Annotated in this window: 13 protein-coding genes; 5 read left to right on the top strand and 8 right to left on the bottom strand. The window is 37.2% G+C overall.

Annotated elements, in window-relative coordinates:
• Window positions 1-74: 74 nt before the first annotated feature.
• Both KYG33_RS00360 and nhaA read left to right on the top strand, forming a co-directional pair.
• Window positions 75-2,285: a RelA/SpoT family protein gene (locus KYG33_RS00360; protein ID WP_047383590.1), complete on the top strand. Its 2,211-nt coding sequence runs from the start codon at window positions 75-77 to the stop codon at window positions 2,283-2,285.
• 2 nt (window positions 2,286-2,287) lie between these two features.
• Window positions 2,288-3,466 (top strand): Na+/H+ antiporter NhaA, encoded by a 1,179-nt coding sequence (gene nhaA, locus KYG33_RS00355; RefSeq protein WP_219072462.1) that lies wholly within the window; start codon window positions 2,288-2,290, stop codon window positions 3,464-3,466.
• On the opposite strand, the gene KYG33_RS00350 is transcribed toward nhaA, so the two are convergent.
• The gene (locus KYG33_RS00350; protein ID WP_077414918.1) at window positions 3,463-4,476 is read right to left on the bottom strand and encodes a YihY/virulence factor BrkB family protein; all 1,014 of its coding nucleotides are present in this window, start codon (window positions 4,474-4,476) and stop codon (window positions 3,463-3,465) included. The genes nhaA and KYG33_RS00350 overlap by 4 nt on opposite strands.
• Before the next feature lie 331 nt (window positions 4,477-4,807).
• On the opposite strand from KYG33_RS00350, the gene KYG33_RS00345 reads away from it, so the two are divergent.
• On the top strand, window positions 4,808-5,281 hold the full coding sequence (locus tag KYG33_RS00345; protein WP_047376769.1) for a 23S rRNA (pseudouridine(1915)-N(3))-methyltransferase RlmH: 474 nt from the start codon (window positions 4,808-4,810) through the stop codon (window positions 5,279-5,281).
• Between the two features lie 68 nt (window positions 5,282-5,349).
• On the opposite strand, the gene KYG33_RS00340 is transcribed toward KYG33_RS00345, so the two are convergent.
• The 4 genes from KYG33_RS00340 to KYG33_RS00325 form a co-directional block, all read right to left on the bottom strand.
• Entirely contained in the window at window positions 5,350-5,802 is a 453-nt protein-coding gene (locus KYG33_RS00340; protein ID WP_077414920.1) for a tRNA (cytidine(34)-2'-O)-methyltransferase, read from the bottom strand.
• 92 nt (window positions 5,803-5,894) lie between these two features.
• Window positions 5,895-6,707 carry a tetratricopeptide repeat protein gene (locus KYG33_RS00335; protein ID WP_180565563.1) on the bottom strand — a complete coding sequence of 271 codons (813 nt, stop codon included), beginning with the start codon at window positions 6,705-6,707 and terminating at the stop codon, window positions 5,895-5,897.
• On the bottom strand, window positions 6,704-7,270 hold the full coding sequence (locus KYG33_RS00330; protein WP_180565562.1) for a phosphatase PAP2 family protein: 567 nt from the start codon (window positions 7,268-7,270) through the stop codon (window positions 6,704-6,706). The genes KYG33_RS00335 and KYG33_RS00330 overlap by 4 nt, the downstream gene beginning before the upstream one ends.
• 2 nt (window positions 7,271-7,272) lie before the next feature.
• The gene (locus KYG33_RS00325; RefSeq protein ID WP_047376773.1) at window positions 7,273-7,614 is read right to left on the bottom strand and encodes a twin-arginine translocase TatA/TatE family subunit; all 342 of its coding nucleotides are present in this window, start codon (window positions 7,612-7,614) and stop codon (window positions 7,273-7,275) included.
• Between the two features lie 429 nt (window positions 7,615-8,043).
• Here KYG33_RS00325 and KYG33_RS00320 point away from each other — a divergent pair, with 429 nt between their 5' ends.
• A complete protein-coding gene (locus tag KYG33_RS00320) occupies window positions 8,044-8,994 on the top strand; it encodes a hypothetical protein (protein WP_219072461.1) in 951 nt (316 codons plus the stop codon).
• Between the two features lie 64 nt (window positions 8,995-9,058).
• Here the strand turns inward: KYG33_RS00320 and KYG33_RS00315 are convergent, their stop codons facing one another.
• The 3 genes from KYG33_RS00315 to KYG33_RS00305 all read right to left on the bottom strand — a co-directional run bounded on the left by KYG33_RS00315 (window position 9,059) and on the right by KYG33_RS00305 (window position 14,321).
• A complete protein-coding gene (locus tag KYG33_RS00315) occupies window positions 9,059-9,877 on the bottom strand; it encodes an arylamine N-acetyltransferase family protein (protein ID WP_219072460.1) in 819 nt (272 codons plus the stop codon).
• 97 nt (window positions 9,878-9,974) lie between these two features.
• On the bottom strand, window positions 9,975-11,222 hold the full coding sequence (locus KYG33_RS00310) for a TCR/Tet family MFS transporter (RefSeq protein ID WP_077414930.1): 1,248 nt from the start codon (window positions 11,220-11,222) through the stop codon (window positions 9,975-9,977).
• Window positions 11,223-11,411: 189 nt separating this feature from the next.
• Window positions 11,412-14,321 carry a protein translocase subunit SecDF gene (locus KYG33_RS00305; protein WP_047383562.1) on the bottom strand — a complete coding sequence of 970 codons (2,910 nt, stop codon included), beginning with the start codon at window positions 14,319-14,321 and terminating at the stop codon, window positions 11,412-11,414.
• 217 nt (window positions 14,322-14,538) lie between these two features.
• Between KYG33_RS00305 and KYG33_RS00300 the strand changes: the two genes are divergently transcribed.
• Window positions 14,539-15,906, top strand: coding sequence for a PQQ-dependent sugar dehydrogenase (locus tag KYG33_RS00300; protein WP_219072459.1), 1,368 nt, complete (start codon window positions 14,539-14,541; stop codon window positions 15,904-15,906).
• Window positions 15,907-15,944 lie beyond the last annotated feature (38 nt).

Here is a 15,944-nt window from a genome sequence, read left to right as displayed (position 1 = left end):
TATGCTGCGGATCTTTTATGTTTGAAAAAACTAAAAAATTTCGTATTTTCGTCTTATTATAGGCATGCGCACAAATGAGTTACGATTTAGAACAAGAGAATAAAGAGATCCTTGCAAGATATAAGGACCTGATTTCTAACACATACAGAACGTTGGATGAGGAAAATAACAAACTCATCCGAAAGGCATTCGATATCGCTTTGGATGCCCATAAGGATCAAAGGAGAAAATCCGGAGAACCTTATATCTACCACCCTATTGCTGTTGCTAAAATTGTAGCGACAGAGATTGGTCTTGGAGCTACTTCTATTGCCTGTGCCCTTTTGCATGATGTCATTGAAGATTCCGATTATACTTACGAAGATCTGAAAAAAATCTTTGGAGAGAAAATCGCAAGTATCGTGAACGGACTGACTAAGATCTCCATCATGAACCACCAGAATATTTCTGTACAGTCTGAAAATTACAGAAAACTGTTATTGACTTTATCCGAGGATTTCAGAGTTATTCTGATTAAAATTGCAGACCGTCTTCATAACATGAGGACGCTGGAAAGTATGGCTCCGGATAAGCAGAAAAAAATTGCTTCAGAAACGGTTTATATCTATGCTCCGATGGCCCACCGTCTTGGATTGTACAACATCAAATCTGAGCTGGAAGACCTTTCCTTAAAATATAATAGTCCCGAAGTATATAACGAGATCACGGAAAAACTCGAACTTGCCAAAGAAAGCCGTGAAAGATATATAGAAGAATTTACCAAAGAAGTATCAGAAAGACTTCGTGAAGAAGGCTTAAACTTTAAAATCAAAGGCCGCGCAAAAGCAATCTCCTCTATTTACAGAAAAATGCTGAAGCAGGGAGTTTCCTTTGAAGAAGTTTTTGATAACTATGCGATCAGGATTATCTATAAATCGGATGCTAAGAATGAAAAGTTTTTAGCCTGGAAAATCTACTCTATCGTTACAGATGTATACCACAGTAACCCGTCAAGAATGCGTGACTGGATTACCCAGCCCCGTTCTACAGGATACGAAAGTTTACACTTAACGGTTTTAGGTCCGGACAGAAAATGGATTGAAGTTCAGATCCGTTCTGAGCGTATGGATGAAATCGCTGAAAAAGGGGTTGCCGCTCACTACAAATACAAAGAAGGCTACAAACAGAGTTCTGATGACAGAAACTTTGAAAAATGGGTAACAGAAATCCGTGAAGTACTGGAACAGCAGCAGAACCTCTCTACTTCGGAGCTTTTGGATAATATTAAGCTTAATTTATACTCCAAAGAGGTATTTGTGTTTACCCCGAAAGGAGAAATTAAAATTCTGCCAACCAATGCTACTGCCCTGGATTTTGCATTTTCAGTCCATTCTGACTTAGGGATGAAATGTCTGGGAGCTAAAATCAATGGAAAACTGGTTCCTATTTCCTATATCCTTCAAAACGGGGATCAGGTAGATATTCTTTCATCACAGAATCAGAAACCAAAATCTGACTGGCTTGAATTCGTAGTGACTTCAAAAGCCAAATCAAAGATCAAAAGTTATCTGAACTCTCAGAAAAATCAGCTGGTAGAGGAAGGAAAAGAAATTCTGCAAAGAAAACTTCGTCATGCGAAAATCAATTTCAATGATGAAGAAATTAATAAGCTTCAAAAGTTCTTTAATTTAAAATCTTCTCAAGAGCTGTTTCTTAAATTTCAAAGCAACGAATTGGATGTCAGCAGCCTGAGAAAATATATTGAAAGTAAAAACGTATTTAACAATTTACTTTCCAGATTTAGAAAATCTCCGCCAAAAAATCAGCATTTCGAGGAACCGAAAGAGGAAAATCTTGACATGATTATCTTTGGGAAAGATGAGGAAAAACTGAACTATAGCTATGCAAAATGCTGTACAGTGATTCCAGGAGACAAAATTTTCGGATTTATTACCATTTCGGACGGAATTAAAGTTCACAGTGACAGCTGCCCGAACGCCATCAATCTGAGAGCGCAGTATGATTATCGTGTTATTCCTGCCAAATGGGTAAATGCTGAAAGCTTCAAAAACAGAGTAAAAATTGAAATTGAAGGACTTGACAGAATGGGTATGATCAATGATATTACCACGGTCATCAGTGCAAGTATGGGAATGGATATGAAAAGTCTCTCTATTGAATCCAACAATGGAGTTTTCACAGGAAATATCATTCTCGAAGTTAAAAATAAAGGCCAGCTGGAAGAAACCTTCAAAAAACTTAAAAATATTAATGGTGTTTCAAGAGTGAGACGACTACAATCATAAACATGAATTTATCTCTTTATTTTAAAAAATTTTTCAACAACAGTCAGTCTTCAGGAATTATTCTTATTTTCTGTGTACTTGTTTCATTGCTTATTGCCAACTCATCTGCTGCAGAGAACTTTCAGCATTTTTTAGACAAGGAAGTGGGTACCCATCTTTTTGGACTGGAATATCCTGTCAGCATCTGGATCAATGACGGATTGATGGCAGTATTCTTCCTTCTGGTAGGTCTTGAAATAAAACGGGAACTTGTAGAAGGTGAGCTTTCATCCTTTAAAAATGCTTCACTTCCCATTTTTGCCGCTGTAGGCGGAATGCTTGTTCCGGCAGTGGTTTACAGTATTTTCAATACCGGAACAGAATACAGCAATGGCTGGGGAATTCCTATGGCTACAGATATTGCTTTTTCACTGGCAATTATTTCGATGCTGGGGAAAAAGATTCCCAATTCTATCAAGATATTTTTAGCTGCATTGGCTATTGTAGATGATCTTGGAGCTATTCTTGTGATTGCTATTTTCTACACTGAACAAATCCATTGGAGCTATCTCTTATTGTCTTTTGGAGTGACTGCCCTGCTGTTTATTTTAAATTTTTTAAAAGTAACCAAAACTATATTTTATATTATTCCCGGACTGTTTTTATGGTATTTCCTTCATCACTCCGGAATTCACGCCACGATAGCAGGTGTTGTACTTGCATTTTCAATACCTACCAACGCTTCCAATGTAGAAATATCACCATTGGAAAAACTTGAGCATCAGCTTCACATTCCGGTAAGCTTTCTGATCATGCCTATATTTGCTTTAACGAATACCAATATCACTTTTTCCAGTGAAATGGTTGCCGGTGTTACAAGTACATTAGGTTTGGGAATTATTTGCGGTTTAGTATTGGGTAAGCTGATCGGTATCAATCTGTTTTCACTCATTGCTATCAAATTAAAGCTTAGTTCTCTGCCTCAAAACAGCAACTGGCTTCAAATGATTGGTGTAGGTCTATTGGCCGGAATTGGGTTTACCATGTCCATTTTTATTGCGTTACTTTCCTTTAAAGGAGAAATTCCTATTCAGGATGAAGCGAAATTTGCTATTTTGATTGCGTCCTTTATAGCTGCTATTGCAGGATTTACCATATTAAGTATAAGTTCAAAAGAAAATCCCGAACTGGAAGAGAATTAATCTTTCTTTCGGGTTTCCAGTTTTCTTTTATGCTCTTCATCACCATCAAAGTCAGGTTCTGTAATCTGAGTATGATAGTGTATGGTTTCTCTCTGGATTTCATCGGACAGCAGTTTTTCAATTCTGAGCTTTCTGATGGCCATATTCAGTTCATTTCCGAATAAAAGCAGATATACATTCACATTCACCCAAACCATCAGCAGAATCATACTTCCGATGGATCCGTAAAGCACGTTATACCTTGCAATATCCTTTACATAAATAGCAAAAATATAAGTAGTGACAACAAACAGTATCGTGGTTAAAATAGCCCCAGGAACCGCCTGTCGGAATCTTGTGATTTTTACAGTGCCCAGCCAGTAAAACAAAGTCAGAAGGATAAAATAAAAAAGAGGAAAAGAAACGAACCCAATAATACTGGAGAGGTTATCTACAAGCCAGGAAATATCATAAGCCGGTGTAAAAAGCTTCATCACAACCTCCACATAATACACCCCAAAAAGTGCTAAAAAAACAATGGTAATAAAGCCTATTGTAATAAAGAATGAAAGAATAAATTCCTTTACGTCACTCAGTTTCTCATCCGTATTTTCATTAAATCCATTAATCAGGGAAAATGTACCATTTGTGGCAAAAATAAGAGCCAGAACAATGGTCAGATTACTGATCCCTCTCATATTGGGGATAATATTGTTTTCTATATATCCTCTTACATCTCCTTCCATATTTGAAGGGAACACATTATGCATCAGCACATCAAAAATATAGAACTGCAGTTTATCATAATGCGGCATATAAGGCAAAACAGAAAGCAGAAACAGAATAAACGGAAAAAGACTTATGGTAAAGCTCCAGGAAATAGCAGCTGCTTTTCTACCAATTTTCCCTTTGAAAATCCCGGAGATATAGATCTGAAACATCTGCCATAGCGATATTCCCAAAACAGGAATATGGATGCTGTCAAAAAACTCTTGAATCTTCAAAATAAATTTGGGAACCTTTACACTCATCGATCTGTTTGTCTTTATACAAATGTAGGGGAATTAAATTAAATAAGGAAAAGATAGAGGGTGATAGGTGGCGGAAATTAGGTAGCAGATGGCAGATCCCAAGGATTAGGGGAATACTCTGTGAAATAGTAATGAAGGCTTATTGAAGTCAATGGTGAATTTTGCTTCGCAAGTGAATGGTTAATTTTGAAGAGAGCCAAGAACCTAGAGTCAAGAATCAAGATAATGGCAATCTTGATAGAACCAGCAACTACTCAACCGGCAACATTAAACCCAAAACTTTGAACATTACCCTGCGAAGCCCTATCTTTGCGTTCTGAAACTTCTTACAATGCGAATCAGCTTACTTTGTATCGGTAAAACAGACGATAAAGAAATTACGTCTCTAATTAATTACTACCTCAACCGTTTACCTAAACACTGGAATTTTGAAATCACAGAAATCCCGGATGTTAAAAACGCCAAAAACCTCTCTCCTGACCTTCTTAAAAAAGAAGAAGCTAAATTATTTTTAAATCATATCGACAAAAATGATCTGGTCGTGATTCTTGATGAAAAAGGAAAACAGTTTACCAGCCGTGAATTTTCACAGAAAATTGATACCTGGATGAATTCTTCTGTGAAAAAAGTACACATTCTGATTGGAGGCGCTTATGGTTTTTCTGAAGAGATTTACAGCAGAGCAAATGAGAAAATGTCTTTATCCAAAATGACCTTTACCCACCAGATGATCCGCCTGTTTATTGTTGAGCAGCTTTACCGTGCTGATCAGATTTTACAGGGCAAGCCTTATCATAACGATTAAAACAAAGGAGCTGTCTCAAAAGTTAAATAGTTTGACTTTTGAGACAGCCTCCTTTTATGTATTGATATTTATTTCAGACCAATCTGTCTTTTTGCCTCACCCACTACAAAAGCAACAGAATTGGCAATATTAAAACTCCTGATCAGTTTTGACATAGGAATTGTCAGATGATTTTCAAAACGGTCCAGAACCTCTTTGCTCAGTCCCACACTCTCTTTTCCGAAAACCAACCAATCCCCATCCTGAAAATCGGTTTCCAGATATGATTTTTCAGCATGTGAACTCATTAAAAAAACACGTGACCGATCAGGGATCTGTTCAATCCATTCTTCAATATCTGCATATTCAGAAACATCGAGATGTACCCAGTAATCCAGCCCGGAACGCTTCAGGTTTTTATCATTAATTACAAATCCAAATGGGTGAACCAGGTGTAATCTGCTTTCGGTTCCTACACATAATCTTCCGATATTTCCTGTGTTATTTGGTATTTCGGGTTCTACAAGAACAATATTCAACATCTCTATCTCTTTATTCGTTTTTAAAAACAGTTAAACCAGGTTTAATATTTTCGTTTGGATTTAATTTAATAATCAGGATTATAAATTTCAATTTATTTCTTGCCACATTTAGCATAGGAATCTGTAAGCACCGTTTTTTCGTAGCCTAAAGCAACTGCTTTATCAAGATTTGCGCAGGCTTCCTTAAGTTTGGAAGTATCCAGCAGAATCATGGCTTTGCTCACATAAGATTGTGCAAATTTGGGATCTATGGAAATGGCTTTATTGGCATCGGTAAGTGCTTCTTTATATTTTTTCATTTTAAAATACACATCAGCACGGCCATTGTAAAGCAATGATTCCGGTTTTTCAGAAAGAAGTATATTGTAATCTTTTAAAGCTCCGTCCAGATCACCATTATTTTTTTTCAGATTGGCCAGTCCTGTTTTTGCAAAAATATTATCAGGTGCAAAAGTCAGAATCTGATTAAGGTCTTTGATGGCAAGATCCTTTTTTCCCTGGCTGTCGTAGATTTTGGAACGGGTAAGGTATAAATCCGGAGTTTCAGGATTCACTTTCAATCCTTTTTCTACATATTCCAGTGCTTTTACCTTATTTCCTTTCTGGCTGTAAAGCGATGAGAGGTTGACATAAACGGAAACCGACATAGGATTTGCTTTTAACGCAGAATCATAAGATTTAAAAGCCTGAGTCGTCTTCCCCAGCCTTCTTTGAGCCGTTCCGAGATAGTCATAATATTCCGACTGAAATTTTTGAATCTGTTCTTTCTCAGCCAGTTTTAAGTATTGCTCTTCTGCACACTTATAGTCCGCTTTATCAAAACAGTCTTCGGCCAGTTTTTTATCCTGGGCATAGAAATTAAGAGAGAAACAAAGGGAAGTTACTAATAATAAAGTTTTTTTCATGAGGTTATAGTTTGTTTATTGATCACTTTTTTGGCGAGTGCACCAAATACCACTCCCAATAAAGATCCAACAAACGCCCCCACCAAAATATCAATTGGGAAATGCACTCCTAAATAGATTCGGCTGTACGAAACAACCAGAGCCCATGCAAATATAGCATAAGGAAACCATTTAATCTTCTTTTTCAATAAAATACCTAAATATGTTGCCAAAAAGAAGGTATTGGAAGCATGAGCTGAATAAAACCCAAACTGTCCGCCACATTTCACAATCCTCATATGATGCTCCAGAGTAGGGTCATGGCAAGGTCTTAACCTCGCTACCCCATATTTGAAAATATTGGCCAGCTGATCTGAAACGACAGCCCCAAGTGCTATAAATATGAGAATAAAAACTAAAGTTTTTAGTTGATAATTTTTGTATAAAAAATAAAGAAAAATAATATAAAGAGGTACCCAGATCCAGGTACTTGAGATCAGCATCCAAAACTGATCGAAAGATGAATCGCCCAAATTATTAAGGTATAGAAATACCTTTTTATCTTCCTGAATGATCTCCTCCATGATTATCTGCTTACAGGTCCTTCATAAGTCTCATCATCAGCAGGCTTCGGTTTTGGAGGCTCATTAGAAGCAAGAGTACCCGGTTCCGTCAGAATATCTTTTTCGATATCTTTCATCGGGTTGAAATCTTTGGCAGCATCTTTCACCTTTTCAATCTCACGCTTTATTTCAGAAACAGGATTATCTGTTTCCTTCATAATTTCAGTTTTGATATCTTCTACTGCTCCACGCATTTTTCTAACGCCTGCACCTAAGTCACGCGCAATCTGAGGCAGTTTATCCGGTCCGAATAATACAACGATTGCAATGGCAATGAGTGCCATTTCTCCAATGCTTAATTCCATCCTGTAAAATTACAAAAGATTATTGCATTTATGAATGGTAAACTAAAAATTTAAACAAATTTTAAGATTTTGTAAAATGAGAATGGAAGTTCAGTGTTTTTAGTTGAGAATTGCTGGTTATTAGTTCTTTGTTTCTAGCTACTGGTTTCTTTTATTACTGGTTATATACAGGCTGCCATTATCTTGACTCTAGATTCTAGATCTCCCTTCAAAAATTCACCACTCACTTACAAAGCAAAATTCACTATTGACTTCAATCAACCTTCATTACTATTTCACAGAGTATTCCCCCTAATCCCTAATCCCTAATCCCTAATCCCTAATCCCTATTACCTATTACCTATAAATTAACAAATACTTAATTCAAAACAATGAGAATTACATAACAATTCAGTATATTTATAATACACAATCAAATAAATATATAGTATGAAAAAACTAGTGACTACTTTTAAAGTTTTCGCCGTATTATCGGTATTGGCATTCAATAGCTGCCAGAATGAAAACAACGAAATGGATCAGCAGGAAACAATTCAGGCAAAGATAACCGCCTCTGACCTGAAAAAAGAGATTACTCCTCTTTCCTCTCAAATTGTTCCGGAAACAGTACAGCTTCAACTGAATGAATCCGGTAAAAACCTTGAAACTTATCTGAAAAATGATCTGCAGATTGCAGAAGTGAAGGTATTGGGAAAAATTTCAACCCAAAAAGGCATTGATCTTTCCAAAAGCCTGATCATCGACAAAGACCAGTTTATTGCAACGGGAAACATCATGGATCCGTCTTCAGTAAAGATTGGAAAAATTGGAGATTTATATCACGGAGATGACCTGACAACAGCTCAGCAGGGATTGAAAGAAGCGGTCACTGAAGAAGTAAAACCCGGGATTAATGTTATGGAAATAACGTGGAACAGCAAAAGCGGAAAATTTACAACACTATGTTTTTACAAAGATTCGGGAATTATCTGGGACAATATTTTCGGAGGTCTTATTATGATGGATTCACGTGGAAATTCGGAAGCATCCAACAACAATCAGGCAACAAAAGTAGTTTCTACCTGGTATAAGCAATGGTGGACCGCAAGCTGGCTGTGGGGATCCAAAAGAGGTGAAACCGGATATCAGATTACGATTTATTATTCCGGTTCTACGGTTTCCAATGCAGATGTAAGCGATTGGGGATATATCAGTTTAGGAAAAGCGAAAAGTGAGAGTAAGATTATAAAGAAAACAGGAGCTTACGGGCAATGCCGTTATGCGCTGGGGCTTTGTACTCCTACAGGTTCTTTAAGTTTTAATAGCAGCAATTTCTCTGTGTCATTCTCAGGATTGGGCAGCAATATTGTAAGTAACGGGACAAAATCTCTTTATCCATAATTTTCATAAAAATCAGATTTCAAAAAAACGGGAAGCCTGCTGAGCTTCCCGTTTGTATTTTATATCAAGACTTTTGAAGGGATCCGTTTTCAATTTTTGATTTCAATACTTCTACTGCATTTTCTTTCAGTCCGAAAGTATTCATCAGTATTTCATACAACTGCATATCATTTTCTATAGATATGGATTCTTTTTCACCATGATCAGACCGGATATTCAGGACATGGTCTGTATAGGTATAACGGACATTCTCATCTGCTTTTGAAAGGATTAGTTTGTTCTTAAAATGAGAATCCGGATGAGTAGACAAATACCAATTAGAGATAGTAAGATCAATGGGCTCTACATGTTCAGGTATGAAGCGGTACACCGGGAACCATTGTTCTTTCAGCATCCAGAGAGTATAGGTTTCTTCTTTATAGGAAACTTTAAATATTCCGTTGGGTGTTTGCTGTGGTTCTTCTTCATTTAAAAGAATAGGTGCTGTAAGTGTAGCTGTCCCAAATCCACAGTCTACAACATACTTTTCACCTCCAAAATCAACGATCAGTAATAAATGAGTCTGTGCCGCAACGCTGTCTTCTTGTCTCCCCCACACTACTCTTCCAAGCTGTAATTTTACATTGAATCCTAAATGTTTTAAAACTTCGCTTAAAAGTAAGTTTTGTTCATAGCAATATCCGCCTCTCGATTCTGTAACCAGTTTTTTAAAAATATCCTCCAGATCCAGAGAAGGCACTGTTCCTGTGTAAGAGTCAATATTCTCAAAAGGAATATATTTAGGATGAAGCCGGTGTATTGTTTTCAATACCTCCATAGTCATTTCCGGCGTTCCGGAGAAATGAATCCGTTCGAAATATTTTTCCAGGTCTAATGTATTCATAATTTATTTTGTGTTTAAAAAAGTAGAAAGACTACTTCTGTAAAATTATCGAATAGATTGAACCCAGAGCCACCTGTATGTTCGGAATAGAACAAATCTATTGTTTCTGAAAATCCTTTTCTATTTTTTCTTTTCCTTTTTTCTGAAATGCAGAATAGGTGATCACAACGCTGATCGCCATTAAAATAAATGCTAAAAAGAAAGGCGCACCAGAAAACTTGAATGGCGCTTCATCATGGGTAAAAAAGTAAAACAGGTTTGTCATCATCGGAGGCCCGATAATTGAAGTTGCACTCATTAAACTCGTTAACGCTCCCTGAAGTTCACCCTGCTCATTGGAAGGAACACTTTTTGTGATGACAGACTGTAAAGCCGGTCCACAGATTCCTCCTAAACAATAAGGAACCAAAAATACAAACATCATCCATCCTTCAGAGGCAAAAGCAAACAGCAGCATTCCTACGGCATAGAAAGCCAATCCGTAGTAGATACTTTTCTGCTCTCCAAGCCTTGGAGTAGTCCATCTGATCAGTCCACCTTGTACGAGACCAACCAATAAACCTACTACTCCCAATGAAATCCCTACCATTCTTTCTGTCCAGCTGAATTTATACATTGTAAAGAAGCTCCAGTTGCTCTGTACGGCATGACCTGCAATATAAATCAATATTAAGGAAAGAATAAGTCCGGAAATTTCAGGGTGTTTACCTAAAAACTTAAATGAACCTATAGGGTTTGCACGTTTCCAGTCAAACTCTCTTCTTTTATCTTTATCCAAACTTTCAGGAAGGATGAAATATCCATACAGGAAGTTAAGCAGACATAAACCCGCAGCAGCATAGAAAGGGACTCTGGCACCATAATGACCAAGTACACCGCCCAGAACCGGACCTATAATAAATCCGAGCCCAAAAGCAGCTCCTATCAGTCCAAAATTCTTGGCTCTGTCTTCATCCGTCGAAATATCTGCAATATAGGCACTGGCAGTGGTGACACTTGCGCCCGTTATTCCGGCAATAATTCTTCCCAGAAACAGCCACCAGATTGTGGGAGCCAGTGCAAGGAAAATATAGTCCACAGCAAATCCGAAAAGAGAAATCAGGATCACAGGTCTACGCCCATATTTATCACTCAGGTTTCCAACAAGCGGAGAAAATATAAATTGGGTAAATGCATAGGCAAATCCAAGCCAGCCACCATATTTTGCGGCTTCACTAATATCTGCATGAATAAGTTCCTCAATTAATTTGGGAACAACAGGAATGATGATTCCCCATCCTGTAATATCTATCAGTAAAGTAATAAATATAAAGCCTATAGCCGCTTTTTTCCTTGAATTTTCCATGATGGTGCAAAATTAATCAAATCTTAAAAATAATGGTTCTAAATTTCATTGTATTAAAGAAGTATAACATTAATAATACACTCAATTTGCTTTTTAGTATTTATAAGGAATAAAAAAAAAGCAGATATTTAGCAAAAAAAAAAGACCATCTCTTTCGAAACGGTCTTTATTAATTTATTGTAGTTTGTATTACTTTGAAGCAAGTTCTTCTTTTGTAGAAGTGGTTTTTCCATGTACCTCTTCTTCTTTTCCTGTTTTAAGGAAGTCATAAGCAATTGCAGACGCAATAAAGATAGATGAATACGTACCGAATCCAATACCAATTAACATCGCAAACATGAATCCTCTCAAGTTATCACCACCGAAAATAAAGATCGCAAGGATAACCAGAATTGTAGTAAATGAGGTGTTGAATGTTCTACCCAATGTACTTGAGATAGAGTCATCAAACAGACCCGCTAATGTTAAAGATTTTTTCTCTCTCAGGTATTCTCTAATTCTGTCGAAGATAATTACCGTATCATTGATTGAGTACCCTAATACAGTAAGAATCGCAGCAACGAAATCCTGATTGATCTCCATGTTGAACGGCATAAACTTATGAAGTAATGAATAAGCCCCCAAAATGATAACAGCATCGTGGAATAACGCGGCAACAGCACCAAGGGAGAACTGCCATTTTCTAAATCTTACCAAGATATAGATAAAAATACCTGCTAATGCTGCAACTACAGCAAGAATACCGTGTGTCTTGATATCGTCTGCTACAGTAGGTCCTACTTTCTCAGAAGAAATAATTCCTGAGTGATCTTTATCTGCAGATTTGAAATCTTTTAAGGTCATATTTGCAGGTAAGCTGGATTTTAATCCGTCATACAATTTCTGCTCAACAGTCTGGTCAGCTTTCAAAGATTCGTCTTCGATAAGGTAATCTGTAGAGATTTTCAACTGCTTGTCATTACCGAAAGTTTTAGCTTCTACTGAAGAGTTTTTACCATCCTCAGTCTGGAACATTTTTACTAAGCTAGCTTCAACATCTTCAGCATTTACTGCCTTATCAAATCTTACCACATAATTTCTACCTCCTGTAAAGTCGATACCATATTTGAATCCGTGGATTGCAATAGATGCGATACAAACAATAGTTAAAACACCAGAAATGATGTAAGCATATTTTCTTTTTCCAATAAAATCGATCCAGGTATTTCTGAAAAGATTTTTTGTAGCACCTGTCCAAACAGAAAGGTGTTTTCCTTTATTCAGTCTAGAGAAGATCATTACTCTTGAGATCAATACCGAAGTAAAGAATGTCATCAAGATACCGATTCCTAATGTTAATGCAAAACCTTTGATAGGCCCTGTTCCGAAAAGGAATAGTACACCTGCCGTCAATAATGTCGTTAAGTGACCATCAACAATTGCATTTAATGCATGTTTGAAACCGTCTTTGTATGCTTCAAGAATACTTTTTCCTGCGAAAAGCTCTTCTTTAGTTCTTTCATAGATAATTACGTTCGTATCTACCGCCATGGCCATTGTAAGTACAATACCTGCGATACCAGGAAGCGTAAGTGTAGCATCTACGGAATCCATAATTCCGAAAATGTAGAATAGGTTGATGATCATTGCAATTACTGCATAAACACCAGCTCCACCATAGTAGAAAATGATATAAGCAATAATTAATAAGAATGCGATACCGAATGACATCACACCAGCATCAATAGATTCCTGTCCTAATGAAGGCCCTACAACTGTAGCCTGAACTACTTTTGCACCTGCCGGTAATTTACCTGCTCCTAAAACGTCAACCAATTCTTTAGCTTCTTCCTGAGAGAAGTTACCAGAGATCTGGGTTCTACCGTTCGGGATTGCATTTACAACGTTTGGTGCAGTATATACTCTACCGTCAAGCGTTACAGCAACCGGTTTACCAACGTTTTTCTCAGTTAATGTTTTCCAGTCTTTTGCTCCTTTGGAATCCATCTGCATATCTACCACTACTCTGCTCAGCTCATCATAGCTGATATTTGCAGTTTCTACCGCACCGTCTACCGGAGCTTTTTGGTTGATGTTACCTCTGATTGCATACAGGACTAAGCTTTCAGCATCTGTAGCTTCAGGCTTGTAACCCCACATGAACTGTGTATATTTAATGTTAGACGGACGTAAAGACTGACCAACCTTACTGTTTAAAATTTTATTTACAACAGCTGTATCGGATAATTTTACGTTAGCAACACCATTCGTTCTTAATTTGTCAAGCTGTAAAAGGCTCATGAAGTTCACATTCTTTGCTACTCCCATAGAATCTCCTTTTGTAGCAACCATAGTTGTCAAAGTTTGGAAATAAGGCGCAATCTCAGGAACCTGCTGTACTTCCCAGAACTGAAGTTTTGCAGAAGTCTGAAGCATTTTCTTTACTTTATCGATGTCCTTCATACCAGGCATTTCCACAGAAATTCTAGCTGTTCCAGGTACTCTCTGAACGTTTGGCTGCACAGCACCCATTTTATCAATTCTCGTTCTGATTACCTCAAAAGCTGTTCCTACAGATGCATCAATTTTTCTTTTAACAATGCTTTTTACCTGCTCATCAGGAGTGTTGTACTTCACCTCGGTAAGTGTAGTATTTCCGAAAATTTCCGGATCTGCCAACTTAAGGTTTGTACCTTTAGCTTTGTTCACTACATCGAATTGTTCGAAGAAATTATCAATGTAAGCTTTTGTAGAATTCTTCTGTGCTTCATCAGTTTTGTTTAAAGCCTCAATAAGAACAGGATTTGTAGAATAATTTGTTAAATCATTCACAAGATCTCTTTGGTTGATTTCCAAAAGAACGTTGATCCCTCCTTTCAAGTCAAGACCAAGTTTCATTTCCTTGTCTTTGGCTTTAGTGTAATAAAGTTTTGTGAATCCTAGATTCAAAGTATCCTTAGAAAGTCTAGCAATTTCTTTCTGATACTTCTCCGGATTGTCTCCTGCAATAGCAGTTGCCTGCTTTTCAATTTTGCTGGCGTACCATGTTGGTAATAGCTCGTTTAAGCAAATCAACCCTAGTACAATAGCGACAATTGTAATAAGTCCTTTTCCTTGCATTTTGTTATAACTACGTTAAATTAAGTCGGCAAATATAATGATTTTCTTGTATTTTATGAATTTTTAACAACAGAAATGGTTTATTTTCAGATATATTGGTATTCTGAGTTCTATTTAAGATTTAACAATTTTTTCTTAGTATCATAATGAAGTCTTCAAAATTCGATTGGTATAAAATTTTCATTCACTTTCTCAACACACTAACTCTCACAATATTATGAAAAAACTACTTTTTGCCATTAGTATTTTTTCTTCCTTAATTGCTAATTCTCAAAGCATTAATTTGGAAGAATTTGCCACGGGACTTACCAGCCCGGTAGAGATTACAAACGCCAATGACAGCCGGCTTTTTGTTGTTCAACAGAACGGAATTATTAAAATTATTCAACCTAACGGGACAATTAATCCCACTAATTTTCTGAACATCGGTTCAAAAATTATTTTTAGCGGTGAAAGAGGTCTTCTGGGACTTGCTTTTCACCCACAATATCCTACCAACGGGTATTTTTTTGTGTATTATAACAACCCGGCAGGCAATATCATTGTTGCAAGATACAGTGTCAGTTCAACTGATCCTAACGTGGCTGATCCTGCTTCTGAAAAAATCCTGCTCAACATTCCCAAACCATTCGACAATCACAATGGAGGAAGTATTCATTTTGCTCCTGACGGAAAACTCTGGATCATCACCGGAGACGGAGGAAGTGGTGGCGACCCCAACAATAATGCTCAAAACAAAAATGTTCTGCTTGGAAAAATGTTGAGAATAGATGTGGATGCTACTGGTCCTTACAACATTCCTCCTGATAATCCTTTTGCCGGAGCCGGAGTAGCTGGTGCCGATGAAATATGGGCCTATGGTCTCAGAAATGCATGGAAATTTTCCTTTGATCTGACCACCGGAAATGCGATGATTGCAGATGTAGGCCAGGGCGCCATAGAAGAAATCAATAAAATGCCTATAACACAAGCCGGCTTGAACTATGGCTGGCGCTGCTATGAAGGAAATAATGCCTATAATACAGCAGGATGTGCTGCACAGTCTACCATGACCTTTCCTATTGCAGTATATGATCATTCAGGCGGAAAATGTTCTATCACGGGTGGCTATGTTTACAGAGGAACTCAATATCCGTCACTTCAGGGGAAATATTTTTTTGCAGACTACTGCTCTACCCAGATCGGAATTCTGGATAGCAATAATGCCATCACTTGGACGGGTCCTTATTCCGGAAATAATTTTTCTACTTTCGGAGAGGATTATCAGAAAGGACTGTACGTAGCTGCAGTGAACAGTGGAAAAATTTTTAAAATATCCACAGGGACTTTAGGAACTCAGGAAAGTACTTTAGGAACCGTAAAAATTTATCCTAATCCTGCTTCAACAGAAATTTTCATTGATGGCATTACAGATAAAAAAGCAACCCTGGAAATTATCAGTGCAGAAGGAAGAAAAGTATTGGAAACAGATCAGATCAGTCAGGGCAAAAGCATTGATATTTCACATATACCAGCCGGAGTATACTATATTAATCTAAAATCCGGAGAACAGAAGTCTTACAGTCAGAAATTGATTATTAAATAATTATAGTTTGTTGTTAACGCAAGCGAAACGCTAAGATT

The sequence above is a fragment of the Chryseobacterium sp. D764 genome, from assembly GCF_019317325.1.
In the GTDB taxonomy this organism is placed as follows: domain Bacteria; phylum Bacteroidota; class Bacteroidia; order Flavobacteriales; family Weeksellaceae; genus Chryseobacterium.
The sequence above is the reverse complement of the archived record's forward strand: the minus strand, read 5'-3'. Positions and strand labels throughout refer to the sequence as shown.

Bases quoted from the DNA above. Each gene is read 5' to 3' on its own strand.
- KYG33_RS00315 (WP_219072460.1), bottom strand. From the start codon at position 9,877: ATGAATACATTAGACCTGGAAAAATATTTCGAACGGATTCATTTCTCC.
- KYG33_RS00325 (WP_047376773.1), bottom strand. From the start codon at position 7,614: ATGGAATTAAGCATTGGAGAAATGGCACTCATTGCCATTGCAATCGTT.
- KYG33_RS00350 (WP_077414918.1), bottom strand. From the start codon at position 4,476: ATGAGTGTAAAGGTTCCCAAATTTATTTTGAAGATTCAAGAGTTTTTT.
- KYG33_RS00330 (WP_180565562.1), bottom strand. From the start codon at position 7,270: ATGGAGGAGATCATTCAGGAAGATAAAAAGGTATTTCTATACCTTAAT.
- KYG33_RS00310 (WP_077414930.1), bottom strand. From the start codon at position 11,222: ATGGAAAATTCAAGGAAAAAAGCGGCTATAGGCTTTATATTTATTACT.
- KYG33_RS00300 (WP_219072459.1), top strand. From the start codon at position 14,539: ATGAAAAAACTACTTTTTGCCATTAGTATTTTTTCTTCCTTAATTGCT.
- KYG33_RS00305 (WP_047383562.1), bottom strand. From the start codon at position 14,321: ATGCAAGGAAAAGGACTTATTACAATTGTCGCTATTGTACTAGGGTTG.
- KYG33_RS00345 (WP_047376769.1), top strand. From the start codon at position 4,808: ATGCGAATCAGCTTACTTTGTATCGGTAAAACAGACGATAAAGAAATT.
- KYG33_RS00360 (WP_047383590.1), top strand. From the start codon at position 75: ATGAGTTACGATTTAGAACAAGAGAATAAAGAGATCCTTGCAAGATAT.
- KYG33_RS00320 (WP_219072461.1), top strand. From the start codon at position 8,044: ATGAAAAAACTAGTGACTACTTTTAAAGTTTTCGCCGTATTATCGGTA.
- KYG33_RS00340 (WP_077414920.1), bottom strand. From the start codon at position 5,802: ATGTTGAATATTGTTCTTGTAGAACCCGAAATACCAAATAACACAGGA.
- KYG33_RS00335 (WP_180565563.1), bottom strand. From the start codon at position 6,707: ATGAAAAAAACTTTATTATTAGTAACTTCCCTTTGTTTCTCTCTTAAT.
- nhaA (WP_219072462.1), top strand. From the start codon at position 2,288: ATGAATTTATCTCTTTATTTTAAAAAATTTTTCAACAACAGTCAGTCT.